This is a genomic window from Candidatus Palauibacter sp. (genome assembly GCF_965261555.1).
In the GTDB taxonomy this organism is placed as follows: Bacteria; Gemmatimonadota; Gemmatimonadetes; order Palauibacterales; family Palauibacteraceae; genus Palauibacter.
In genome coordinates this window covers 2,519,915-2,543,052 of record NZ_OZ253465.1, presented here as the reverse complement: position 1 = coordinate 2,543,052, position 23,138 = coordinate 2,519,915, and the positions used below count along the sequence as shown (strand labels likewise).

The following is a 23,138-nucleotide window of genomic DNA, read 5'->3' as shown; positions in this document are numbered from 1 at the left end:
GCAGGCATGCGATTCCCCGCCCCGATTCCCGGAACACGAACCGTTCTCGCACCTCTGGTTGCCATCGCCGCCCTTGCCGGAACCCTCGTCGCACAGGATGGCGCGAGCGCGGGTGAGCTTCCCGCCGGCGTCCGGAACCCGGCCCCGGCCGCGGACACCGTCGATCCAAGCCTCTTCGGCGGCCTCTCCTTCCGCTTCGTCGGCCCCTCGCGCGGCGGCCGCGTCACGGCGGTCGAGGGCCACCGGTCCCATCCCCACACCTTCTACCAGGGGGCGACCGGCGGCGGCGTGTGGAAGACGACGAACTACGGGATGACGTGGGAGAATATCTCCGATGGATATTTCCGGTCTCCCTCCATCGGCCATATCGAAGCGGCGGACTCGGACCCGAATATCATCTATGTGGGTACGGGCTCGGACGGCATCCGCTCGAATATCATCATCGGGAAGGGCATCCATAAGTCGACGGACGCGGGAGAAACGTGGACCCACGTCGGGCTCGAGGACGGCGGCCAGATCGCTTCCGTGAAGGCCCACCCCGACAATCCCGACCTCGTCTATGCGGCCGCGATGGGAAACCCGTTCATCAACAACGAGACGCGGGGCGTCTATCGCTCGTCGAACGGCGGCCTCGACTGGGAGCGCATCCTCTTCACCTCGGACTCCGTCGGGGCGGTGGATCTCGAGTTTCATCCGGCGGACCCCAACGTCATCTACGCCGGGATGTGGCGGGCGCAGCGGCGCCCCTGGTCGATCATCTCCGGGGCGAGCGAGGAAGACGGGATCTGGAAGACGACGGACGGGGGCGACACGTGGCGGCGGATCACGGCCGGGCTCCCGGACGGTCTCATCGGCAAGGTCGACTTTTCCGTCTCGGCGGACATGCCCGACCGGGTCTACGCGCTCGTGGAGGCGCCCGAACCGATCGAGGGCCTGTACCGCTCGGACGACGCGGGCGAGACGTGGGAGCTGGTCAACGACGATCCGCGGAACCAGCTCATGCACCGGCCCTTCTACTTCGCGAACGTGATTGCGGACCCGATGGATGGGAACGTCGTCTATGTCCTCAATCTGTCCACCTGGAAGTCGACGGACGGCGGAGAGACCTTCAGCACGATCCCGAACGTCCATGGGGATGACCACGATCTGTGGATCAACCCCGACGACTCGCGGATCATGGTGCACGGGAGCGACGGCGGCGGAGTCGTGACGCTGGATGGCGGTCAGACGTGGTCGCCGGTCAACAACCAGCCCACCGCTGAACTCTACCAGGTCGATGTGGACGACCGCTTCCCGTACTGGCTCTACGCCGGACAGCAGGATGACGCCTTCACGGTCGCGGTGCCGAGCCGTCAGCCGTCGGTCTCCGCGCCGGGCGGTCCGGACGCGTACTGGCGCTCGCCGGGCGGGTGCGAGACGGGTCCCGCCGTGCCGAAACCGGGCGATCCCGACGTCGTGTACGCGAACTGCAAGGGGCGTTTCGGGGTCTACAACCAGCGCACCGGGCAGGAGCAGCAGTACTACGTCGGCGCAGTGAACATGTACGGCACGAACCCCGCCAACCTCCCCTACCGCTTCCAGCGCGTCGTGCCCATCGAGGTCTCGCCGCACGACCCGGACCTCGTCTATCACGGCTCGCAGTACGTGCACCGCACGAGCGACGGGGGTCGCACGTGGGAGCGGATTTCGCCGGACCTCACGGCGTTCCCTCCCGAGCGGCAGATGGTGTCGGGAGGGCCGATCACGCGCGACGCGACGGGTGAGGAGCACTATTCCACGCTCTACGTGATCGAGGCCTCGCCCCACGACCCGGAAGTGATCTGGACGGGGGCGAACGATGGTCCGGTGTACGTGACGCTGGATGGCGGGGCATCCTGGGAGAACGTGACGCCGGCCGACATGCCGCCAGAGGGCCGCATCAACTCGATCGACATCTCGCGGCACGATCCGGACAAGGTGTACGTGGCCGGGTACCGCTTCCTGCTCGGCGATTTCCGGCCGTACGTCTACCGGACGGAGGACGCGGGCGAGACGTGGACGCTTCTCACCGATGGGACGAACGGGATCCCGGCGGACGTGCCCGTGCGGGTCGTGCGCGAGGATCCGGGCCGCGCGGGGCTCCTGTACGCGGGGACGGAGTTCGGGCTCTTCATCTCCTTCGACGACGGGGCGACGTGGCAGTCCTTCCAGCTCGATCTCCCGTTGACGCCCGTGACGGACATCGAGGTGTACCGGCAGGACCTCGCGCTCTCGACGATGGGCCGGGGGTTCTGGGTGCTGGACGATGTCACGCCGCTGCACGAAATCGGGGCGGATGGGTCGGTCGCGGCCGGAGGCGGGGCCCACCTGTTCGAGGGACGGCCGCAGTACCGCACGCGGCCCGGACGGAACTCGGGGTTCGAATGGGCCTCGAATACGGCGCGGCCGGACTACCGCGGCGCGGGTGCGGACATCAACTACTGGATCTCGCCGGATCTGGGACCCGACGAGACGGTGCGGATCGAGATCCTCGACGCGGGCGGCGAGGTCATCCGCTCGTACGCCAGCGGCGGGGGCGGCGGCGCGGCCCGGGCGGGGGGCCCGGCGATGCAGCGCATGGCGCCGCGCGGCGGGACCATGCGAGGGGTCTCGTCGGCGCCGGGCGTGCACCGGCTGCGCTGGGACATGCGCTCGCAGGGCGAGGGCCGCGGCGGGCCGGTCGTGCCGCCGGGCGACTACACGGTCCGCCTCTCGACGGGTGACGTGACGGTCGAGACCGGGCTCGAACTGCGGATCGACCCGCGGGTGGCGGCGGAGGGGGTGACCGTCGCCGACCTCGAGGAGCAGTACCGGTTCAACCTCGCCGTGCGCGAGACGATGGCGGACGCCCGTGAGGTCGCGGACGGCATCGACGACCTGCGCGACCAGATCGAGGAGGCGCGCGCGGACGCCGGCGGCGGCCGCAACGAGACGCTCGACGAACTCGCCGCGGAACTCGCCGAACTCGACGCCCGCGTAAACGACGCGGAGGGCAGCTATCCGCGCCCCATGCTCCTCAGCCAGCTCAACTATCTCGCCGGCATGACCGGGCGGGCCGACCAGGCGCCGGGCGCCGACGCGTACGAGCGCCACGAGGAACTCCGGGCGGAGGTGCGCGAGGTCGGCGACTGGTTGCAGACGCTGGTCAGAAGGCTGACCGCGACCTGAGGTAGCGCATGCCCGACATCAATCTCATCGCTCACCCGCTGCGGGGGACGCCCTTCGGGACGGCGCTCGATCTGAGCCTGATCCTTGCGGCGCTGGTCTGGCTGCTGGGGACCGTCACCCGCGAGTACTCGTGGATCGACCGCCTGTGGTCGATCTGTCCGGGAGTGTACTGCCTCATCGTCGCCGCCGGGACGGACTTCGCCTCCCCTCGCGTGAACCTCATGACGGCGCTCGTCGTCCTCTGGGGCGCGCGTCTGACCTTCAATTTCGCGCGCAAGGGAGGATATTGGGCTGGAGGCGAGGATTACCGCTGGGCCGCCGTCCGGGAGAAGGCGGGGCCGGTCGGCATGCAGGTGCTCAACCTGACCTTCATCAGCTTCGGGCAGATGCTGCTCATCTGGTGGTTCACATCCCCTGTGCACCAGGCGGCGGTGTGGAACGAGACGCCGCTCGGCTGGCTGGATTTCGTGACCGCCGCGATCTTTCTCGTGCTGTTCGTCGGCGAGACGGTGGCCGACGAGCAGATGTGGCGCTTCCAGCAGGACAAGAAGCGCCGGATCGCGGCGGGGGAGGAGGTCACGCGGCCGTTCTTCACGTCCGGGCTGTACCGGTACTCCCGCCACCCCAACTACTTCTGTGAACTGGGCATGTGGTGGGTGTTCTACCTCTTCGGCGTCTCGGCGTCGGGGGCGTGGCTCCACTGGACGGGGCTCGGGTTCATCCTGCTCACCGCGCTGTTCATTCCGTCCATGCGCCTCACCGAAACGATCTCCGCGTCGAAATACCCGGGATACGGCGACTACCAGGCGAGCACCCCGGCCCTTATTCCCCGACTTCGACTCGGAGGGTAGCGACTCACCACGGGCAACCCTGACCCCGGTCTCTACTGTCACAGGCGGCGTCAGGCCGGTGTGTCGCCGCTATCGCCCGCTCCACCCCGGGAGAATCTTATGCGCAGGATTCCTTGCCGTACGCGTCATCTCGCCCGGCTCGTCCTGCTCACCCTCCCGCTTGCGGCCATCGGGTGCGGGGGTGACGCCGGACCGGGCGACGCCGGACGGCCCGCCGCGGGCCTCGACAGCCCCGACATCCGGCTCGCTCCCGACGTGGAGGAGATGTACACGGTCGGAGTGCTCGACGGCGCCCCGTGGGAGATGTTCGGCAGCGTACGGGCGGTCGCCTTCGACGAGACCGGCGCGCTGTTCATCCTCGACAACGACGCGGGCCACATCGTCGTCGTAGATCCGGCCGGCGAGTTCGTGCGGACGATTTCGAACAAGGGCGAGGGCCCCGGGGAACTCAACCAGCCGATCGGAATGGCGGTGTTCTCCGACGGCAGCATCGGCGTGAACGACCTCACGAGGGGCATCCAGTTCTTCAGCCGGGACGGCGAGTTCCTGCGGGCGGCCGCGTTCAACATGACGGACGGGGCTCCCGGCAATCCGATTTACGCGCTGCCGGACGGCACGATCCTCTCGGCCGAACTCATCGGTGGGTCGCTCTCACGCCTGCTCGGTGGAGACGACGCCGAGTCGGAAGGTCGCCCGATCCGCCGGTACCGGTTCGATGGGACGCACGACGTGTTCCACGCGGCCTGGCCGGGGCCACCCGGCGAGGAGACGGAAATGCAGGCGGGCAGCGTCCGGATGGTCATCTCGGGAGCCGAGCCGTTCCCGCTCCCTCTCGCGATCGGCGTGCTCCGGGATGGTCGGGTCGTGGTCGCGGATTCGGTCGGCTACCGCATCAAGATCCTGGATGCTTCGGGTCGCGTGACGAGCACGCTGGAGCGGCCCCTGGCACCGGTGGCCGTCACGGAGGCGATCCGCGAGGCCGAGCGCGAGCGCCGGCTCGCCGCGGACCAGCCGGGGGGCGGGGGCGGGAGCACGGTCGTGATGATGCGCAACCTGTCGGGGGCCATAGGATCCCTGCGGGGCGGCGGCGGAGCCCCCAGCGGCCCGGATCCGGATCTGATCCGCCGCATGATGGAAGACCAGGTCCGCAACCTCGCGTTCCCGGATGAGATCCCGGTGATTGCGAATCTGGCCGTGGACTGGAGCGACCGGATCTGGGTCCAGCGTTCCGCCGTGCCGGGAGAGATCGGCTCAACCGATATCCTGACGGCGGACGGCCAGTACTTCGGCACCATCGCCCCGGACGGGCTCCGGATCCCGGCCGCGTTCGGCCCGGACGGCCTGCTGGCCTACATCGAGGCCGACGAACTCGACATCCAACGCGTCCGCGTGGTCCGCCTCGTCGAATACCAGTCGCTCGAGACCGCCGGCACTCGGTGATGACGGGCTGAAACCGCTCCGGGACGTTCCCGCAGGGACGCCCCTAAACTATATTCATAGTCGAACGCCGGTGTGCACTCTCGCGAAGGAGAAACAACCGATGCGCCGCTCGCCCGGTTACGCCGCTCAAGCCATACTCGCTTCCGTCGTCCTGTCGGCCGCCGCCTGCGGCGGAGGCGGGGGATCCGCCGCTCGGGGACTCGACAGTCCCGACGTCACGATCTCTCCCGCGACGGACACCCTCTACACCGTGGGAGTTCTCGACGGGGCCGAATGGGAGATGTTCGGCCGGGTCGCGGATGTCGGATTCGATGCGGATGGGACCCTGTTCATCCTCGACAGCGAGGCCGGACACGTGGTCGTCGTCGACCCCGCGGGGGAGTTCGTCCGCACCATCTCCAACGAGGGAGAAGGGCCCGGCGAACTCCAGCGTCCGAGCAGCCTCATCGTATTCCGCGATGGCCGGATCGGCGTGCGCGACTTGGGAAACCGGGGAATCGCGCTCTTCACCCGCGAGGGAGAGTTCCTCGAGGACGTCAGGATCGATCCCGAGGGCGCCATGCCCTCAGGGCGACTCCGCGCCATGCCCGACCACAGCCTCATCGCGCCGGTCCGCCGCGTGAGTTTCTCGCCGGAAGGAGGCATCGACCGTGAGGAGGGCCGTCCGATCAACCGCTTCCGGCTCGACGGAAGCACGGACCCGTTCCATGAGGCCTGGGTCCCCCCCAGGCGCGAAACGCGAACAGATGAAGCGGCGGCCGGGAACATTCGGATACAAATGGAATCCGGAGAAGCCTTCCCGCTGCCGCTGGCGCTCGGCGTGCTCCGCGACGGCCGCGTCGCGCTCGCCGACTCGATCGGCTACCGCGTCAAGCTCCTGGATGCGGCGGGGGCCATCGGGTCGACCCTCGAGCGCCCGGTGTCGCCGGTGGCCGTGACGCCCGCGATCGAGGCGGCCGAACGCGAGCGTCGGCTCGCGAGCCTGGAGTCCGGCGGAGGCGGTGGAGGCGGCGGCATCATGATGCTAAGCATCACGGCGGCCTCCGGCGCGGCCGGCCGCGGGAACCCCATGGAATCGGAGGCGATGCGGGACGCCATGCGGAGGATGCAGGAGGGCCAGATCCAGGACCTGATGTTCCCGGAGGAGATGCCGGTGATCAGGAATCTGGCGGTGGACTGGAGCGACCGCATCTGGGTGCAGCGCACGGCTCTTCCCGGCGAGACCGGGCCGATCGACATCCTGAGCGCCGATGGGCGGTACTTCGGCTCCCTCGCGCCGGGCGGCCTGAGAATTCCCAGAGCCTTCGGTCCGGATGGCCTGCTCGCCTACGTCGAGCGCGACGAACTCGACATCCAGCGTGTCGTCGTGGTCCGGCTCGCCGGAGACCAGGCGCTGGAGACCGCCGACACGCCCTGAGCCGCGGACGCGTTCCCGCGGGAACGTCCGGCCGGGCCGGAGCCGGGGGCCGCGGGCGGACCGCTACCGCGACTTCTTCGCCACGAAGAGCGCGAGGAGCATCGCGACGGTCGGCACCGCGGCCTGGGGCGCCGTGCCCGCCCTCACGAGGGTGTACATCGCGCCCAACATGATCGGGATCACGACGACGGCCGCCATGAATCGGGTCCTGCCGAGCAGGAATCCGACTCCCGCCAGCGCCTCCACGACGCCGATGAGGTACTGGAACCACGCCGGGTAGCCCCACAGCGCAAACTGGTCGACCATCATCCCGGCGACCTTCATGCCGCCGTTCAGAAGGAAGAGCAGCGCGAGCAGAATCGACGCCACCTTGACGGCCTTGCCTGCGTTTCCGTTGTTCGCCACTGGAGGCTCCTCGCGTTGGGGTACGTGATCCGGCCCCGGGCCGATTCCTGAACCTTGGCCGCTCATCCGTCGATGGCCAGACCGCCTCCCTTGTGACTTCGGAGCACGAGAGCACGGTTCAAGGCGTAGCCCATCGGCACGGAGATCTCCTCCGTGTCTTCGGCGTGACTCCGCTTGCCGAAGTTCCCGGCGCGCCGGATGGAGGATTCCTCCCGCTCGAAGTAAGCCCTCTCGCTGGCCTCCCGCCTCCGGCGCTGGTCCTCGGTCTCGCCCTCCACCCTGACCCAGAGCGGCTCGCTGAATCGGTGTGCGGCGGCCAGCCGATGCCCCAACCAACGCAGGAGGAGCGCCCGCGCGTCGGCGGCTTCCGGCCCGTCCATCCCCGTCTCGGCCCTGTCTCGCTCGGTGACGGCGAGTACGAGATGATCCTCGTCGATCGACTCCGCCTCCACCCATCTCGCCGCCCTGCGCGGGTTTCGATCATGGACCGCGATCACCGCGTCGCTCAGGGGACCCAGCCTGTACTCCCTGTGCCAACACCCGCGCAGGTGGCCGGCGAGAAAACCGAGCATGAGCGAGTGGCGGAACCGGTCCCCCTCCCTCCAGGCCCGGCGTGCTTCGTTCAGGGCGGCGAGCATCTGAAGGAATCCGGCCTCCCAGTCGAGACCGCTCTCGCCGCCCGCACGCTCGCTCGGCGACGGGTCCGACCGAAGCCTGGCGGCAACGCTCCGCCGGATCCGGTCGACCTGGCCCGGATCCCGTTCCTCGGCGGCGTCGGAGATGTCATCGAAGAGGGCCTCGGACTCGATTCCCGGCAGGAAATCGGCGAACGCAAGCCCGCCGGCCGACCCGAGGTGGAACGCTCCCGAACGCTCGGCATCGTCCTCGTCGCGACCCTGGGCGGGAATCCGCTCCAGGCGGGAGACGGCTTCGTCCAGCGCCTTCAGGACCTTTCGGTACATCGACATCCGCCGCTCGGCCGCGTCCGATCCGTTCATGCCCCGGGACCGCCTCCCTCCGCGCGAGGGTCGGCGAGTCTCCGGCCGAAGTGCTGCGCGCGCCACGTCGAGCGTTCGCACCGGAGGAAGCAAACCTCTTCCGATTCCGGGTCGGATGGTTCGTCACCCGGCCGCCGGGCGCCGCGGGAAGAGAGCGAGTCGGTCACCACGTCGGCGGCGGCGAGGCGGAGGCCCGTCCAGCTGAAGAGGAGCTCCGGATCCTCCGGCGCCTCCGGCGCGTGGCGGGCCAGCCACTCGTCCCGGAGCGCCTCCCACTCCAGCCACAGGTTCTCCCCCCAGCCGTCGCTGGTGGCGGCAATCACGGCGTCGTGGAGCTCTCCCGGCTCGTGCTGCCCGGGTCGCTCGTCCCAATGCAGGAGGCCGGCCAGGAAACCCGCCATGATCCAGTATCGGTGCGCGTCTCCGTCGTCCCGGGCACGCCGCGTTTCGTTCAGGACGCCGAGGATCTGCAGGTAGCCCGCGTCCCAGTCGGACGCATCGCCCGCCGTCTTCTCGTCCCCGGCCCCGTCGTCTTCCGACCGCAGCCTCGATTCGATCAGGCTCCGGACTCGTCGCACCGCGTCCAGATCGTCCGTCTCCACCGCATCGGAGATGTCGTCGAACAGCGCCTCCGAGTCCATGCCCGGGAAGTGGGCCGAGAAGGCGATCCCGCCCGCCTCTCCGAGCCGAAACGTCCCCTGCCGCTCGGCGCCGGATTCATGGGGGGCGGCGGCGGGCACGCGCGCCAGCCAGAAGATCGCTTCGTCCAGCGCGGTCAGGAGTTCCCGGTACGCGGACCGCTGCCGCTCGGCGTCCATCGCGGATTCCTACCCCGCCCGCTACGCCGGAGCCAGCGCGATCACGCGCAGCGGGCTCCCGCTTCCGCCCACGATCTTGAGCGGCGCGGCGATCGCGACGGCGCCCGTCGGGGGCAGCCGGTCGAGGTTGCACAGGCTCGCGAGGCCGAACCTCCCCGCCCCGTGCATGATCCCGTGGTTCGGAAACGGCGGATCGAACCCTCCCGCCTGGCCCGCGTCGGTGCCGACCGTCTCCACTCCGACCCCGAGCACCGCGCGGTCGTGGGCCAGCAGGGCCGAAGTTTCCTGGTGAAAGCCCGGCGAGTGCGGGCCATCGTCCGACACGTTGAGAAACGCCTCCTTCCCTTCCCTCCGGCTCCACCCGGTGCGCAGGAAGACCCAGGCGCCCCCGGGCACGCGTCCGTGCTCCGACTCCCACGCCTCGAGCCCGGCGGGAGTGAGCAGGAAGTCGGGATCCGCGTTCACCTCCGCCTCCACGTCGATGACGCACGCCGGGCCGACGAACTTCCGCGGCGGGATCGTGTCCGTCGCGCCATCGGGCACGTCCTTCCCCGTCACCCAGTGGATCGGGGCGTCGAAGTGCGTCCCGGTGTGCTCGCCGAGCCTGAGGTTGTTCCAGTACCAGGCCGGCCCGTCGTCGTCATACCTCGAGATCTGCTCGATCGCCACTCCCTTCGACGGCGCGAACATCGGAGGGAGATCGATGACGACCGTATCGGGGCCGAGAGGGATCGTGAGGTCCACCACCCGGACGGTGCCCGCGTTCAACTCCTCCACGAGGCGGTTCAGTACATCCGACATTCGAAGTCTCCCTGTCGTTGGTCGACCCGCGGGCGAGGCTGCGGTCCGCGGGTCACTTGTCCCCGAAGAAGGGCTCCAGCGTCTGGCCCGGATTCGGTTTCGTCATCAGCGAAACCATGATGAAGAGGATGAGGCTCGCACCGACGCCCAGCTCGACGGAATCTATCCCGTAGAGAGGGAAATAGTGTTCCTGGAACCAGAGCGTCCACACCAGGCAGGCGAGGAAACCCCCGATCATGGAGGCGACCGCGCCCTTCGCCGTCCCGCGCCGCCAGTTGAGGCCGATGACGATGGGGACGAAGAAGAAGGAGGCGATGAACTTCGCCTGCTCGAGGACGATGCCCTGCACATCCCCCAGCTTCTGCAGCGCGAAGAAGAGGGGGATGAGAGAGAGGACGACGATCGCCACCCGGTTCGCGTTCACGAGGTGCTTCTGGCTCGCGTCGGGCCGGATGAACTTCCCGTACAGGTCGTGGGCGACGCCCGCACCGGTGACGAGGAGGATCGAGTTCACGGTCGACATGATCGCCGACAGCATGGCGACGAGCAGCAGCGCGCCGACCACGGGCGGCAGGACGTGCAGCGCCATGGTGGCGGTGGCCTGATCCTGTGAGGGAAGATTCGGGAACAGCACCCGCATGAGCATGCCGATGGACATGATGCTCGTCGCGATCACGACCTGGAAGCCGATCGCCACGAAGATCGCCTTCCGCACCGTGCGCTCGTCCCGCATCGAGTAGAAGCGGGTGAGTTCGTACGGTGCCGCCGCGATGGAAAGTCCGAACGCGATCGCGAAGGCGAGGAGTTCGCGCGGCGAGTAGTACCAGCCCACGAGACGGTCGTCGAGCGTGTCGAGGAAGTCGAGCGACCGCTCGACCGCCGCCACCGGACTGCCGCCGCCCACCTGGTTGAGCAGGACGGGAACCGCGACGATCAGCGCCGCGACCATGATCAGCGTCTGCAGGAAATCGATGTAGGAGCTGGACCGGACGCCGCCCAGGAGCGTGTAGAGCGCGGTCGAGGCGACGATGATGAGCATCGCCGTGAGCGGGCGGATCCCGAACACGACCTCCGCGATCTCGCCGCCCGCCTGGAACTGCGCCACGAGATAGATCGTGTAGGCGACGACGATGAGGATGCCCGCGAGCGCGCCGGCCTTCGGGCTGCCGTAGCGGGCGGAGATGTAGTCGGGGACGGTGAGCGCGCCGAGCCGCCGCAGCTTCGGGGCGACGAAGAAGGCGCACACGAGCCACCCCGTCCACAGGCCGAGCCACGGGAAGACCCAGGAGACGCCGGCCAGGTAGTGGCGGCCCGCGGTGCCGACGAAGGTGCCGGCGGAGATCTGCGTGGCCGCAAGGACGGCGCCGCCGACGATGGGGCCGATCGAGCGGCCGGCGGCGAGGAAGTCGACTTCGGTCTCGGTCCGGAAGTAGCTCCAGATCGCGATGCCCATGATGATGGCCACGTACACGCCGAGCACGACGAAGAAGACGTCGCTCATGTCCGCGCACCGGGTGGTTCGGGCCCGCCTGGTTCCGCGGTCTCCGCGCGCGCGGAGGGCGCAGAGGGCGCGGCGCCGCGGCGGGAGCGCTGTGCGACGACCTCGGCCCAGCGGCGGTCCAGTTCGTCGTCGGCGCTGATGGTCTTCCGGAAGAGAAGGACCACGGTGATGCCTAGGGCGAAGAAGCCCGCCGCGATCAGGATGATCGTCAGCGGTTTCATGGGACGGTCCCCCCGACCTCGCGGCGGACCCGCGCGTTCCGCCACGTCCAGATCGCGCCGGTCAGCAGCAGCGCGAGGACCGCGAAGTCGGCGATGCGCGAGAACGAGAGCGCGCCCCCGCGGGACAGCCGGAGCATCCCCGGCACGCTCGACAGGGTGGCCGTCACGACATTATCGCCGGCCCGGACGAAACGCGGCAGGCTGGTGGACAGGTCGAGCCCATCGAGCACGTCCGGATCCCCTTCCATCCGGATCAGCCACGGCGCCGTGACGTCCTGTACCACGGTCTCCTCGGCCTCCTGGCCGGCCACGAAAAAGGGGACCCGGTCCAGCCGCCCGCGCACCGTATTCCGGACGGTGTAGGACACGACGACCGGCGCGTCGGAGACGACATCGATGCGGTACGCCCCGTCGACCGGGGTCAGCGCGGCATCGGCGACGGGCAGCGGCGCGCCGCCCCTTTCCATCTCCGCCAGCGAAAGCGTCTGGTGCTCGATCCGGATGGCGAAGGCCCGCACCGCGCCGTCCTCCGGCAGGAGACCCTGTCGAACGTGCGCCGCGCCATCGGCGTCCAGCCGGACGAACACCGTGTCCGTCGTCTGCGCTTGCACCGGCGCCGCGACGGACAGGCCCGCCAGCGCCGCCAGCAGCGCCAGTGCCGGCGCAAACGCAGCCACCGGTGCTCCGCTCGCCCGTCGCATCTGCGTCACCCCGCCGGCGACGAAGCCGTCAGCTGCGCCAGCACGCGTCCCACCGCCCGGGCCGCCTCGTGGAACCCGTTCGCCACGTGGTTCGCCTCGCGGCGCACTTCGTTCACGAGGAAGGGCAGCACGTCGGAGCCGGCTTCCGCGAGGCCCGGCAACTCCGCCACCCGGGCCAGCCGCGGGATCGGCGTCCTGGGCAACGCCGGGTCGTGGTCGAACGGCCCTCCCTCCGCGTAGCCGATCGGCACCAGGATCCGGGACAACTCGAGGAACAACTCGTTCACGGCTCCGGCCGCCGTCGCATCCGGGCGACTCCGTCCCACCGCCGCGTACAGCTCGTCCAGCGCGGCTCCCAGCGCTTCGAGTCCGGATCGGACCGCGCCGAGGTCGAGCAGACCCCCGGCCGCCTCCACGTAACCGTCGACGAATCCCGCGAGTTCCGAGACGGTCTCGCGGAAGTCGTACGGCAGGATGCGCGAGTTGAGCACGCGCGCGATCGAGGCGACGTAGACGCCCAGGTCGCGCTCGAGGTTCTCCCGTTCGGCGACGGCCATGACGTCGTCTTCGGTGTGCCACGCGATGTTGCCGCCGCAGCCGCCCGTGGCGTAGAAGCCGAGCGCCGCGCGCTCGTCCGCCGGGATGTTCGAGAGGAGCATGTAGAACGAGGTGAGCCCGATCTGATTGAAGGAATAGTCGCCGGCCCGGAGCGGCCGCAGCCGCTTCGCGGTCTTCCCCGTGACGTCCGCGATCGCGCGCGCGCACAGCGGCCCCGCTTCGGCCATCCACATCACGTCGTCGTACTCCGTCGCGTGCCAGCAGCCCGGCGAGTCGATGTTGATCGCGCCCACGCAACGCCGGCGGAGTTCCAGCGCGTGCGTGTCGGCGTACCAGGTGGAGCCGCCGTAGCGCCCGGTCGAGTGCGCCGGCCACCAGGCGATCCGCAGCGAGCGCTGCAGCCGCCCCGCCTCCGCATGGAAGATCCGGGCCAGTTCCAGCAGCGTCGCATCGCCGACCGCGTTGTCGCCGATCCCCACATCCCACGAGTCGTAGTGTCCGTGCACGAGCATGAACTCCTCCGACGCGCCGGCGATGTGCGCGACGGGCAGCTTGCACGGGTACCAGCCCTCTTCCAGCCGGACCTCCAGCCGGACCGATTCGCCCACCGCCTCCTTCAGTCGCTCTCCGTCGGGGTTGTTGACCGCGACCACGGGCGTCCGGGGCTTCGCGGCGAGGTTCGCGGTCGTCGGCGTGCCCCAGATCGACGTACAGATCCCCCAGTGGATGTTCTCTCCCGGGTTGATGAAGACCTGTCCCGCCGCCCCCGCCGCCTCGAAGGCGGAAACCATGCCCGGCATCGCGAATCCCTCGCTGAGCACGATCTTGCCGGCCATGTCCGGCAGGTCGTCGCCGAGCCGCCTTGCGAACAGGTCTCGCTGCCCCGTCGCCGCCGCGGCCGGAACGAAGACGAGTTCCCCTTCGAGCCCGCCCTCCGCCGTCGGCACCGCGAAGGACGGCGGTTTGGCCCGTATCGACCCGCCGCTCCACTCCACCGAGGACTCGCGGGGCAGCGAGAGGTAGAGATCGGGCTCGTGCATCTCGAACGGCACGCCCATCCGGCTCAGTTCGGCGGCGATGTACTCGGCCGCGACGTGTTCGTCATCGCTCCCGGACTCGCGCACGAGCGTCGAGAAGCGTTCGAGCAGGGACCATCCGGCATCGAAGGAAACGGCGCGCAGGAGGTCGGGTTCAAGGACGTCGGGGCCCGTGGCGAGCCCCGCCGGAATCGTATCGTTCAATGGTCACTGGCTCCGGGGAAGTACGGTGAGGGTGGCCTCGATCGCGTGAGGCTCCACCGTGGTGAGTGTGGCGATGACGCGGTAGACGCCGGCCGGCAGCCCGGCTTCGATCCTCACGGTCCAGCGCAGCGAGGCGCCGGGCTCGAGCGTCTCGCGTCCCAGCACCTGGGCGAAGAACCTGCCCGCCGCCCAACGCCAGACGGCGGCGCCATCCTCCGAGATCACCTCGAAGTCGTAGCGCTGGCCGTCGGGGAAATCGAGGACGAGCGTGGTCTGGCCGTCGTTCGTGCCGGTCAGCTCGAGGACGACGGGCGTGGCGGCCTCCGGCGATTCTTCGCCGGTCGACAGCGACAGTCGCAACTCCCGGCCGGGCTCCCCTGCCGCGGGTCCCTCCGCCGATCCGGCCGCGCATGCGAAGGCCGCCAGCGCGAGCGGCAGTACCGCCGGAGCCACCGTGCGCACCGACGCGTTCACGCGGGGACTCACACGAGCAACTCGTAGTGGTCGGTGCCGTCGAGCGCCCAGCCCAGCTCTTCGTACAGTCTCTTTGCCGGCGCGTTGTGGGTCTCGGTCTCCAGGATGAGGCCCTTGGCGCCGGTCTCGATCGCGAGTTCCCGCGCGCGGTCCATGAGGGCGCGCGCGACCCCGGACCGGCGGGCGTCCGGCGCGACGAAGAGGTCGTTGAGGATCCAGAGCCGTCTCATCGATACGGAGGAGAAGGACGGGAAGAGCTGCACGAACCCCAGGGGCCATCCGTCCTCGGTTTCCGCCACGAAGACGCGCGACTCGCCGGCTCCGAGACGTGCGGCCAGGAACCGGCGGGCGCCCTCCGGATCCGCCGACTGGCGGTAGAACTGGCGGTACCCATCGAACAGCGGCGCGAGGCGGTCGACATCCTCGAGACCCGCTTCCCTGACGATCACGGTCACTTCGGACACGGCGGACGCGAGGTCCGGGTCGGGCGCCCCGTCAGTCGGCGACGCTCACCCCCTCGTACGTGTGGATCCCGTCCGCGTTCGCCACCGTCATGCGGGGCGGCGTGTCGCGGAAGGGCATCCAGGCGCAGCCATGGTCCCCGTCCTTGTTGATCGCGACGAACTTCTCGGAGGGGATGAAGTCCGGCGCCACGTTCCGGTACTTGTGGCGGATCATCGCCACGGCGTCCTCGCAGGCCTCCTGCGGCGTGCGCCCCGCGCCCATCCGCGAGACGACGTAGTACCCCGCGCACGACTTGATCACGTCCTCGCCCCGTCCGGTCACCGCGGCGGCGCCGATGTCGTTGTCCACGTACAGGCCCGCGCCGATGATCGGCGAGTCGCCCACGCGGCCCGGAACCTTCCAGGCGAGTCCGCTCGTCGTCGTGATGCCCGAGACGTTCCCCTGCGCGTCGACCGCGAGCACGTTCGTCGTCCCGTAGCGGTGGATGAGGGCCTCGGCCAGCACGTAGTCGCGGTCCGGGCCATCCCGGCCGGGCAGATCGAGCAGGTCCGCCCACGCCTCCGCTTCGCGCCTCACGGCATCCTCGCCGGATCCGGCGCGGGAGAGTCCGCCGCCGTCGGAGCCGCCGCGCGGGCGCCGCAGGTGGTCCGGGGGGCCCCAGTCGTCGGTGTCGGACAGGCCCTCGCGCCAGCGGAGCCAGATCTCACGCGACTTCGGCGTCATCAGATCCTGCACCTCGAAGCCGAAGCCGACCGCGAACTCCTGTGCGTACTTGCCGACGAGCATCACGTGATCCGTGCGCTCCATGACGAGCCGGGCCACCGAGGCGGGGGTGCGGATGCCCTCGATGCCGGCCACGGAGCCGGCGTTGTAGGTGGCGCCGTCCATGACGGAGGCGTCGAGTTGCACGACGCCGTCGGCGTTGGGCAGGCCGCCCCAGCCGACGCTCGTCCCGTCCGGGTCGAGTTCGATGATGTTCGCGCCGCGCTCGACGGCGTCCATCGCCGCGCCGCCGCCCGACAGGATCTGCCACGCCGCACTGGCCGCGCGGCGCCCCGTGTCGTTCGTATGGCTCGTGATCATCATCGGCGTCATCGCGCGCCCGTTCGACGCCGGCGCCGGCCGTCCATCGCGGACCGAAGCGCGCGCGGGCACGGCGCCTGCAACCGCCGCCGCAGCGCCCAGGCTCAGTCCCCGACCGATGAAACCACGACGATTCATCTCCGACATCTCGACCCCCGTAGGATGGTGTGAGTCTTCCTCGCACCCAAACTGTCGCGACATCGGTATCTCCCGCCAGCGTTCGATCGGGCGCCATCGCCCGCGCGGATACAACCGTCGAACCACTTCGCAGTGTCCACGGTTTGTCCGACGGCCCCCAGGGTCCCCAACGGTCCCGGAGTCGGAAGGTCGCGGGACACCGTGGTCGAGGAGGCCGCATGAAGGTCCGCGCTTCATTGTTTCTGATGGGTTGTGTTCCGGGCGTCGTCGCGACCGCCTGTCAGGCGGCTCCACCCCCCGCGCCGGAGGCGTCGGTGCGCGACAGCGCCGGAATCCGCATCGTCGAGTACGAGACGACGCCCGAGATCCCGAGTCCCTTCACGTTCTCGTCACAGCCGATCTATCGCTACGGCGCCGAACTCGAGGATTATGCCTTTCGGAGCGTCTGGAGGGGCGTGCTGCTTTCGGATGGAAGCGCCGCGGTAGCCGACGCGTTCAACCGGGAAGTCGTGCTGCTCGAACCGGACGGGACCTTCCGCGGTCTGCTCGCGGGCCCCGGCGACGGTCCGGGCGAAATCGACATGATCGGCGGACTCCTGCCCGCCGGGCACGACACCCTGCTCCTCGAGGATATCGGACATGGGCGCCTGACGCTGTTCGCTGGCGGCGAAGCGGTCCGAGAAGTGGATACGCGCTTCCTGAACCGAGGTCCGAGGGTGCGGGGTCTGGACGCGGAGGGGCAGGCGCTGATGACGAGCGGGCGTTACCGGCCCGACTTCCGGGAGCCCTGGCTTCAGGGACGCATGGTCCGCTTCGACATGGACGCGGGCGTGGTAGACACCATCGCGGCGTACGATTGGGTTCCGTCATCGCCGGACGAGGGTCCGACGAATCCCTTCATGCCGGGCGGACTCGTGACTGTTGCGCAGGGCAGCTTCGTCTACCTGCGGTCCGATACACCGGAGGTCGTGTGGCGGAGTTCCGACGGTACGACCCGCCAGATCGCGCGGTGGCGCCCGGCTCCCGTCTACCCGGACGAAGATGACTGGAGGCTGTACACAACCTCGTTGAGAACCCAACTACGTCGTGCGAACCCACAGATTCAGTCCGAGGCGGAGTTCGAAGAGATGATGGAGCGCTCCCTCGGCAGATACGAACTGGCTCCGGATCAGCCTTTACCCCTCGTGAGCGAGATCTTCGGTGACCGGGGAGGCCGGGTATGGCTCGGGCACTGGGCCGCCGATGCACAACTCAACGGCGTCACGCGCTATTCGATCCTCGCACCCGATGGCTCATGGCTCGGCGACATCGAGGCGCCATCGCGCGTACGGATTCTCGACGTATCGGGGCAGCGCGTTCTCGGAGCCTTCCGTGATGAACTCGGGGTTGAGAGCGTAGTCGTTTACGAACTTCCGTAGATGCCCGGGACGTTGGTGACTCGCAGCTGGAGCTGCGGTTCAGCGGTTGCCGAGCGGTGTCCCGTCAAAGTCGCCGGCGTCGAGCGGGACGCCCAGGTGGTGCAGCGCCGCGACCGGGATGTCGACGATGTACGCGGGTTCGGATCCCGCCGCGGGCCAGCTCCGAACCGCTGAACCGCTCGCGAGGATGAAGATCGTCATCTCCTCCGGCGAGTCTCCGCCGTGGCCGCCGTCCTCGCGCCGTCCGTGGTCGGTGCTGATGAGTACCAGCCAGTCTTCTTCGGCATGGGCGGGCCGCGCTCGGAGAGCCTCCACCAGCCACCCGACATGACGATCCGAGAGGGCGATCGCCTCGCGGTATTCGACCCCGATCGATCCGTGCCGGTGGCTCGTTTCGTCGGGATTCCCGAGGTACACGAAGGCGGCGTCCGCGTCGGCCGAGGCCAGATGCCGCGCCGCGCGCGACGCGACGACGCTATCGGCCTCCGCCCATCCGAGTTCGTATCCGTCCACCGCGACGAGCGTGTCGATTTCGTCCGAGAGCACCGGGCCGCCGCCGTCGAGCGAAGCGAGCGGCATCCAGTCGAGCACCGCGAACGTGGCGAGGTCGGGACGCTCTCGTTCGACGAGGGTGAGAAAACCGGGATACTCGGCGTACCGGCGTCCCTCGAAGCTGTTGTCCACCACGCCGTGCTTCGCGGGCCACACGCCCGTCAGCATGGAGGACCAGGACGGGCCGCTCACCGATGGCGTCGTCGTCCGCGCTTCCGCGGTGTACCAGCCGCCGGCGGCCAGCGAGTCCATCACCGGCGTGGACACCTCCGCCAGCACGTCCGGACGCACCCCGTCGATCCCGATCAGCAGCACTTTGGCGCCCCCGCGGCCGGATATCGTGTCGGGGGATGGCGAGCATGCTCCTCCGCCCAGCGCGATCGAGCAGAGCAGCGGCAGCAGCAGGGCGGCCGGGACCTCGCGTGACCGCGCCCGCATTCGAGTCGTCATGAGGTCGGTCATGGGAACGAAGGGTCAATAACTGGCGGCGGACCCGCAAGCGTCGAAGATTGGATACCATGAACAGAATCGCACCAGTCGTCCTCACCGTACTGCTCGCCGGGTGCTCCACGGCCCCCGTCTCTTTCCAGGGCGTTGCGCCGTCGGGACTGGAAACCGCCTACCAGTGTGCGGTCGCGCAGCTGAACCTGATGGACTACACGATCGAGGACGGCAACCTCGAGGCCGGGTTCGTGCGGGGTCGCCGGCAGACTTCCGGCGTCGTACAGGAACTCTTCACCGGGGCCGCCCACCACGACATCCTCACGGCGAGCGTGTTCGACAATCCCGCCACGGGCAACACGCATATCAGGGTCGTCGCCTCGAGGGTCGCGGACCATGACATCGGCCTGATCGCCGGGCTCGACGACGAGGAGGAACAGGGCGAGAACCAGCTCGGCCCCTCCGACTCCGGCAAGGCGGACGCGCAGCGCCTGCTCACCAACTGCGGCGTGGTCGCGGCGACCGGAGGACCGGCGCCTCGGTGATCCGCTTCGCCGCACCCACAACCCTCGCCGTCTGCCTCTCCCTGCTGGCCGCGCCGCCGGCCCGCGCCCAGTCCGAGTTGGTCCTTTGGCTGACGCCCGAGGTGGGCTGGCTCTCGGCGGAACACTCCAAGCGCGTGACGGTGGGCGGCGGGTCGAGCGAGAGCGCCACGACGGCCTCGGGTCCGACGTTCGCGGTCAACCCTTCCATCGGGCTCCGCACGCGCGTCCTCGGCGGCGTGCTGGCGGGCCTGGATTTCGAGGGGGTGCTTGCCAACCGTGGGAAGATCGAGGGCACGATCGAGCCCACCCCGAACGGCGAACCACACGATGTGTGGCCCGGCGAGTGGGACCTCCGCGACCGGTTCGGAGTCGGCGTCAACGTGCTCCTCGGCCTTGATTCCGGAGGCGGCTCGACGCAGGGCTATGTGTTCGGCGGGATCCGCCGGATGTGGAGCGAATTCGCGACGAGCGGCGTCAACCCGGCAAACGGCGAACGCGGAGAGCGGCGAGAGCAGCGCAGCCGACGCCCGGCGACGATCGGCCTCGGGTTGCTGCTAGAGCGCGGGTGGCGCGTGGATGTGCGCATCGGCTACTCGCGTTCCCTCACCGAGTGGACGGAGGAGATTCCCGGCGTCCTCCTGGACTACGGGTACTCCGCGAGCGCGGTGACGCTTTCCGTCGGGGTCGGCCCGCCCCGCTGACCCGGCCCGCGTCCCGCCTCACCCAGCTTCGACATCCGGTCAGGCTTTCAGGAGGTCCAGCGCGACTTCTCGCGCCTGATCCATCGTCTCGACGACATGGTCCGCAGGCAGCCCCGTCAGGATGTCGAGCGTGCGCAGCGTCTTCTCGACGGAGCCGGACACGGCCATCACGATGACGTGAGTGCGGCTCTTCGCGGCGACCTCCAGGAGTTGCCGTATGAGCATGGCGGCGCTGTCGTCCAGGTACGTGGCATCGGAGAAATCGAAGATGACGATTTCGTGGTCCTTGATGTCCTTCCCGATCACGTTCACGAGCTTGTGGGACGACGCGACGGTGAACGCGCCGCGGAGCGCGACGAGCCCGACCCGGGCCGAATAGTCGTCCATCGTGGCCGTATCCTCGACACCCTCGAAGAACACCCGGTCGAGCAGCGGCACCGAGAGCACGTTGTCGAGTTCGAGGCTCTCGATCTGCCGCGCGTGCGCCATCCCGGCGACGATGAGGCCGATGGCCACGGCCGTCACGAGGTCGACGAACACCGTGAGGCCGAGCGTCAGCACCAGCACGAACAGGTGGTCGCGCCGAATGCGGTGAAGGTGGGCCAGGAGAGGCCAGTCGATGATGTCCCACCCGACCTTGATCAGGATGCCCGCGAGCACGGCATGGGGGATCGGTTCCAGGAACCGGCCCAGGCCGAGCAGGACGCCCAGCAGCAGGACCGCACGCAGGGCGCCGGACATCCGCGTGAGGCCGCCGGCGCGGATGTTGACGACCGTCCCCATCGTGGCCCCCGCCCCCGGCAACCCTCCGAACAGGCCCGCAATCGTGTTGCCGAGGCCCTGGCCGACGAGTTCGCGGTTCGAGTCGTGCTGCGTACCCGTGAGCGAGTCGGCCACGAGCGACGTGAGCAGGCTGTCGACGGAGCCGAGGAGGGCGAGAACGAGCGCCGGATGGAAGGCGCGGGCGAGGAAGCTGGCGGAGGGCAGGCTCAACTGCAGTTCGGGCAGACCGGCGGCGATCGCGCCTATGACCGGCGCGTCGGTCAGCCAGAACACGCCCAGGGCGGTTCCGGCGATCAGGGCGACGAGAGGACCGGGGAGCAGCCGGGACAGCCGCTGCGGCCAGAAGATGCTCACCGCGAGCGCCGCCGCGCCGATGGCGAGGGCGCTGCCGTTCAGGTTCGCCATCGCTTCCGGGACCGCCCGCATCGCAGCCATGGGGCCTCCCTCCGCCGCGGGCGCGCCGAGGAAGGGCAGGATCTGGATCAGCATGACGATGACGCCGATCCCCGACATGAACCCCGAGATCACGGCGTACGGCGTGTACACGACGAACCGGCCCGTCCTCAACAGGCCCAGCGCGATCTGCAGAAGCCCGGCCAGCACGACCACCGTGAAGGCTTCGCCCAGCGTCGAAGCGTGCGTCGTGACGATGACCGACATGGCGACGGTCATGGCCGGCGTGGGGCCGGATATCTGGAACCGGTTGCCGCCGAATACGGAGGCGAAGAAGCCGACCGCGATCGCACCGTACAGGCCGGCCTCGGCCCCGAGGCCCGAGGCCACGCCGAAGGCCAGCGACACCGGGAGCGCAATGACCGCCGACGTGACGCCGCCGAAGAGGTCGCCGCGGAAGGTCTTGAGATCGTAGTTCACTGACTGGGCCGCTCCGGCATCCTCACCTCCCTGCTCGGTGCCCTACTCTGGACGGCGCTGCGTCCCCCGGCAACTCTTGGAGGATGAGCACGCCTCGCGAACGCTGGGGTAGCCCGCTGGGCTTCATCCTCGCCACCACCGGGTTTTCGGTGGGGCTCGGCAACATCTGGAGGTTCCCCTACCTCGCGGGCGAGAACGGGGGAGGCGCGTTCCTCCTCATCTACGTCGTGCTCGCGGTCCTGATCGGGATCCCGCTGTTCACCGCAGAGATCAGCCTCGGGCGGAGGGCGCAGGCGACGCCGCTGGCCGGGATGCGAAAGCTCGCGGGACGAAGCCCCTTCCGCGCGATCGGCTGGCTCGGCGTGGGCGCCGCATTCCTCATCATGTCCTACTACCAGCTCATCATGGGCTGGATCACGGCCTATTTCGTCCGCGCGTTCCGTGGAGGCTACGACACCGGGAGCGTGCAGGCTGCAGCGGAGTCGTTCGCGGCCTTCACCGCGCGCCCGGGAGAGGTTCTCGCATACACGATCCCCGTGATGCTGCTGGCGGGATTCATCATCACCCGCGGGTTGCGGCGGGGGATCGAGCGCGCGGCACGACTCCTGATCCCCATCCTCTTCTTCTTCCTCATCGGACTCGGCATAGTCTCGCTCCAGTTGGACGGGGCGTGGGATGGCGTTCGCTGGTATCTGGCGCCCGACTTCTCGGCCATCGGTCCCGAGACGTGGCTCGCGGCGCTGGGGCAGGCCTTCTATTCCATCGGGGTCGGGATGATGGGCGCCTTCGTGTTCGGGAGCTTTCTGCATCCGCGCCGGAGCGACATCCCCGGGAGCGCCGCCTCCATCGTGGCCTGCGACACGCTCGCCGCCGTCCTCGCCGGGTTCGTCATGTTCCCCGCCCTCTTCGCCTTCGGCATGGAGCCCGACCAGGGCGCGGGGCTCCTCTTCATCACGATGGCGGGTCTCTTCGGCCGTTTGCCGGCGGGCGAGGTGGCCGCGGCGTTCTTCTTCTTCTTCGTGTTCATTGCGGGACTCACGTCGTGTCTCGCGCTGCTTGAAGCCCTCACGGCGAGCGCCATGGATTCGCTGGGCTGGGGCCGCCGTCGATCGCTCTGGACCGCGCTCGGCGTCACCATCCTCGCGGGGGTCCCGCTCGCGCTCGGCGGCGGGCCCTGGGCCGCGGTGCAGGTTGGAGGCCGCGGGCTGTTCGAACTCGCCGACTACGTGTCGGGAAACATCTTCCTCACGGTGAGCGGCCTCACGATCTCCCTTTACGTCGCGACCGTCTGGGGGTTCGAACGCTTCCGCGCGGAAACGAACGCCGGCGCGGGCCGCTTCCGCGTGACGGCGGCCTGGGGCCCGGTCATGCGCTTCCTCGTCCCGGTCGCCGTGGGGCTCGTCGTCCTCGCCGGACTCGGTCTTCTCGGATAAACCCTGAGGCCGAGACGCCGCCCCCTGTCGTTGACACCGCGTTGACGCGACGGCAGCATTTTGGTGTAACAGAACCGCTGTGGGGGAGGGGTGG

General features: G+C 69.2%; 21 protein-coding genes. 8 read left to right on the top strand and 13 right to left on the bottom strand.

The window, feature by feature from the left end; all coding sequences use genetic code 11:
- The first annotated feature begins 6 nt into the window (after positions 1 to 6).
- The 4 genes from ACQY5G_RS10950 (at position 7) to ACQY5G_RS10935 (ending at position 6,894) form a co-directional block, all read left to right on the top strand.
- Entirely contained in the window at positions 7 to 3,186 is a 3,180-nt protein-coding gene (locus ACQY5G_RS10950) for a VPS10 domain-containing protein (RefSeq protein WP_428273909.1), read from the top strand.
- An 8-nt stretch (positions 3,187 to 3,194) separates the two neighbouring features.
- Complete coding sequence (locus ACQY5G_RS10945; RefSeq protein ID WP_428273907.1) at positions 3,195 to 4,037, top strand: DUF1295 domain-containing protein; 843 nt, start codon at positions 3,195 to 3,197, stop codon at positions 4,035 to 4,037.
- 99 nt (positions 4,038 to 4,136) lie between these two features.
- Positions 4,137 to 5,477 (top strand): 6-bladed beta-propeller, encoded by a 1,341-nt coding sequence (locus tag ACQY5G_RS10940; RefSeq protein WP_428273905.1) that lies wholly within the window; start codon positions 4,137 to 4,139, stop codon positions 5,475 to 5,477.
- 100 nt (positions 5,478 to 5,577) lie between these two features.
- On the top strand, positions 5,578 to 6,894 hold the full coding sequence (locus ACQY5G_RS10935) for a 6-bladed beta-propeller (protein ID WP_428273903.1): 1,317 nt from the start codon (positions 5,578 to 5,580) through the stop codon (positions 6,892 to 6,894).
- Between the two features lie 63 nt (positions 6,895 to 6,957).
- Here ACQY5G_RS10935 and ACQY5G_RS10930 read toward each other — a convergent pair whose 3' ends face one another.
- From ACQY5G_RS10930 to ACQY5G_RS10880, 11 genes are all read right to left on the bottom strand, one after another.
- Positions 6,958 to 7,299: a DoxX family protein gene (locus ACQY5G_RS10930; protein ID WP_420616383.1), complete on the bottom strand. Its 342-nt coding sequence runs from the start codon at positions 7,297 to 7,299 to the stop codon at positions 6,958 to 6,960.
- 62 nt (positions 7,300 to 7,361) lie between these two features.
- Entirely contained in the window at positions 7,362 to 8,297 is a 936-nt protein-coding gene (locus ACQY5G_RS10925; RefSeq protein ID WP_428273901.1) for a hypothetical protein, read from the bottom strand.
- Positions 8,294 to 9,115 carry a hypothetical protein gene (locus tag ACQY5G_RS10920; protein ID WP_428273899.1) on the bottom strand — a complete coding sequence of 274 codons (822 nt, stop codon included), beginning with the start codon at positions 9,113 to 9,115 and terminating at the stop codon, positions 8,294 to 8,296. Before ACQY5G_RS10920 ends, ACQY5G_RS10925 begins: the two co-directional genes overlap by 4 nt.
- Positions 9,116 to 9,136: 21 nt before the next feature.
- Positions 9,137 to 9,916, bottom strand: coding sequence for a cyclase family protein (locus ACQY5G_RS10915; protein ID WP_428273897.1), 780 nt, complete (start codon positions 9,914 to 9,916; stop codon positions 9,137 to 9,139).
- Positions 9,917 to 9,968: 52 nt separating this feature from the next.
- Positions 9,969 to 11,417 carry a sodium:solute symporter family protein gene (locus ACQY5G_RS10910; protein WP_310784029.1) on the bottom strand — a complete coding sequence of 483 codons (1,449 nt, stop codon included), beginning with the start codon at positions 11,415 to 11,417 and terminating at the stop codon, positions 9,969 to 9,971.
- Positions 11,414 to 11,638, bottom strand: a complete 225-nt coding sequence (locus tag ACQY5G_RS10905) for a hypothetical protein (RefSeq protein ID WP_428273896.1) — start codon at positions 11,636 to 11,638, stop codon at positions 11,414 to 11,416. Before ACQY5G_RS10905 ends, ACQY5G_RS10910 begins: the two co-directional genes overlap by 4 nt.
- Positions 11,635 to 12,315, bottom strand: coding sequence for a hypothetical protein (locus ACQY5G_RS10900; RefSeq protein ID WP_428273894.1), 681 nt, complete (start codon positions 12,313 to 12,315; stop codon positions 11,635 to 11,637). Before ACQY5G_RS10900 ends, ACQY5G_RS10905 begins: the two co-directional genes overlap by 4 nt.
- A 29-nt stretch (positions 12,316 to 12,344) precedes the next feature.
- The gene (locus tag ACQY5G_RS10895) at positions 12,345 to 14,138 is read right to left on the bottom strand and encodes a M28 family peptidase (RefSeq protein ID WP_428273892.1); all 1,794 of its coding nucleotides are present in this window, start codon (positions 14,136 to 14,138) and stop codon (positions 12,345 to 12,347) included.
- 3 nt (positions 14,139 to 14,141) lie between these two features.
- Entirely contained in the window at positions 14,142 to 14,612 is a 471-nt protein-coding gene (locus tag ACQY5G_RS10890; RefSeq protein WP_428273890.1) for a BsuPI-related putative proteinase inhibitor, read from the bottom strand.
- A gap of 8 nt (positions 14,613 to 14,620) precedes the next feature.
- Positions 14,621 to 15,076: an N-acetyltransferase family protein gene (locus ACQY5G_RS10885; protein ID WP_428273888.1), complete on the bottom strand. Its 456-nt coding sequence runs from the start codon at positions 15,074 to 15,076 to the stop codon at positions 14,621 to 14,623.
- Positions 15,077 to 15,107: 31 nt separating this feature from the next.
- Positions 15,108 to 16,298, bottom strand: a complete 1,191-nt coding sequence (locus ACQY5G_RS10880; protein ID WP_428273886.1) for a N(4)-(beta-N-acetylglucosaminyl)-L-asparaginase — start codon at positions 16,296 to 16,298, stop codon at positions 15,108 to 15,110.
- A 218-nt stretch (positions 16,299 to 16,516) separates the two neighbouring features.
- Between ACQY5G_RS10880 and ACQY5G_RS10875 the strand changes: the two genes are divergently transcribed.
- Entirely contained in the window at positions 16,517 to 17,716 is a 1,200-nt protein-coding gene (locus tag ACQY5G_RS10875; RefSeq protein WP_428273884.1) for a hypothetical protein, read from the top strand.
- A gap of 39 nt (positions 17,717 to 17,755) precedes the next feature.
- On the opposite strand, the gene ACQY5G_RS10870 is transcribed toward ACQY5G_RS10875, so the two are convergent.
- On the bottom strand, positions 17,756 to 18,718 hold the full coding sequence (locus ACQY5G_RS10870; protein ID WP_428273882.1) for an alkaline phosphatase family protein: 963 nt from the start codon (positions 18,716 to 18,718) through the stop codon (positions 17,756 to 17,758).
- A 68-nt stretch (positions 18,719 to 18,786) separates the two neighbouring features.
- Here ACQY5G_RS10870 and ACQY5G_RS10865 point away from each other — a divergent pair, with 68 nt between their 5' ends.
- Both ACQY5G_RS10865 and ACQY5G_RS10860 read left to right on the top strand, forming a co-directional pair.
- Complete coding sequence (locus ACQY5G_RS10865; protein ID WP_428273881.1) at positions 18,787 to 19,254, top strand: hypothetical protein; 468 nt, start codon at positions 18,787 to 18,789, stop codon at positions 19,252 to 19,254.
- Positions 19,251 to 19,955 carry a hypothetical protein gene (locus ACQY5G_RS10860; protein ID WP_428273879.1) on the top strand — a complete coding sequence of 235 codons (705 nt, stop codon included), beginning with the start codon at positions 19,251 to 19,253 and terminating at the stop codon, positions 19,953 to 19,955. The genes ACQY5G_RS10865 and ACQY5G_RS10860 overlap by 4 nt, the downstream gene beginning before the upstream one ends.
- A gap of 39 nt (positions 19,956 to 19,994) precedes the next feature.
- Here ACQY5G_RS10860 and ACQY5G_RS10855 read toward each other — a convergent pair whose 3' ends face one another.
- Entirely contained in the window at positions 19,995 to 21,611 is a 1,617-nt protein-coding gene (locus ACQY5G_RS10855; RefSeq protein ID WP_428273877.1) for a SulP family inorganic anion transporter, read from the bottom strand.
- A gap of 83 nt (positions 21,612 to 21,694) precedes the next feature.
- Between ACQY5G_RS10855 and ACQY5G_RS10850 the strand changes: the two genes are divergently transcribed.
- Positions 21,695 to 23,044, top strand: a complete 1,350-nt coding sequence (locus ACQY5G_RS10850; protein WP_428273875.1) for a sodium-dependent transporter — start codon at positions 21,695 to 21,697, stop codon at positions 23,042 to 23,044.
- The last annotated feature ends 94 nt before the right edge of the window (positions 23,045 to 23,138 follow it).

Excerpts from the sequence above, each read along its gene's own strand:
- ACQY5G_RS10920 (WP_428273899.1), bottom strand. The coding sequence starts at position 9,115 with ATGGACGCCGAGCGGCAGCGGTCCGCGTACCGGGAACTCCTGACCGCG.
- ACQY5G_RS10925 (WP_428273901.1), bottom strand. The coding sequence starts at position 8,297 with ATGAACGGATCGGACGCGGCCGAGCGGCGGATGTCGATGTACCGAAAG.
- ACQY5G_RS10910 (WP_310784029.1), bottom strand. The coding sequence starts at position 11,417 with ATGAGCGACGTCTTCTTCGTCGTGCTCGGCGTGTACGTGGCCATCATC.
- ACQY5G_RS10880 (WP_428273886.1), bottom strand. The coding sequence starts at position 16,298 with ATGAATCGTCGTGGTTTCATCGGTCGGGGACTGAGCCTGGGCGCTGCG.
- ACQY5G_RS10950 (WP_428273909.1), top strand. The coding sequence starts at position 7 with ATGCGATTCCCCGCCCCGATTCCCGGAACACGAACCGTTCTCGCACCT.
- ACQY5G_RS10940 (WP_428273905.1), top strand. The coding sequence starts at position 4,137 with ATGCGCAGGATTCCTTGCCGTACGCGTCATCTCGCCCGGCTCGTCCTG.
- ACQY5G_RS10875 (WP_428273884.1), top strand. The coding sequence starts at position 16,517 with ATGAAGGTCCGCGCTTCATTGTTTCTGATGGGTTGTGTTCCGGGCGTC.
- ACQY5G_RS10870 (WP_428273882.1), bottom strand. The coding sequence starts at position 18,718 with ATGACGACTCGAATGCGGGCGCGGTCACGCGAGGTCCCGGCCGCCCTG.
- ACQY5G_RS10945 (WP_428273907.1), top strand. The coding sequence starts at position 3,195 with ATGCCCGACATCAATCTCATCGCTCACCCGCTGCGGGGGACGCCCTTC.
- ACQY5G_RS10865 (WP_428273881.1), top strand. The coding sequence starts at position 18,787 with ATGAACAGAATCGCACCAGTCGTCCTCACCGTACTGCTCGCCGGGTGC.
- ACQY5G_RS10935 (WP_428273903.1), top strand. The coding sequence starts at position 5,578 with ATGCGCCGCTCGCCCGGTTACGCCGCTCAAGCCATACTCGCTTCCGTC.
- ACQY5G_RS10850 (WP_428273875.1), top strand. The coding sequence starts at position 21,695 with ATGAGCACGCCTCGCGAACGCTGGGGTAGCCCGCTGGGCTTCATCCTC.
- ACQY5G_RS10915 (WP_428273897.1), bottom strand. The coding sequence starts at position 9,916 with ATGTCGGATGTACTGAACCGCCTCGTGGAGGAGTTGAACGCGGGCACC.
- ACQY5G_RS10905 (WP_428273896.1), bottom strand. The coding sequence starts at position 11,638 with ATGAAACCGCTGACGATCATCCTGATCGCGGCGGGCTTCTTCGCCCTA.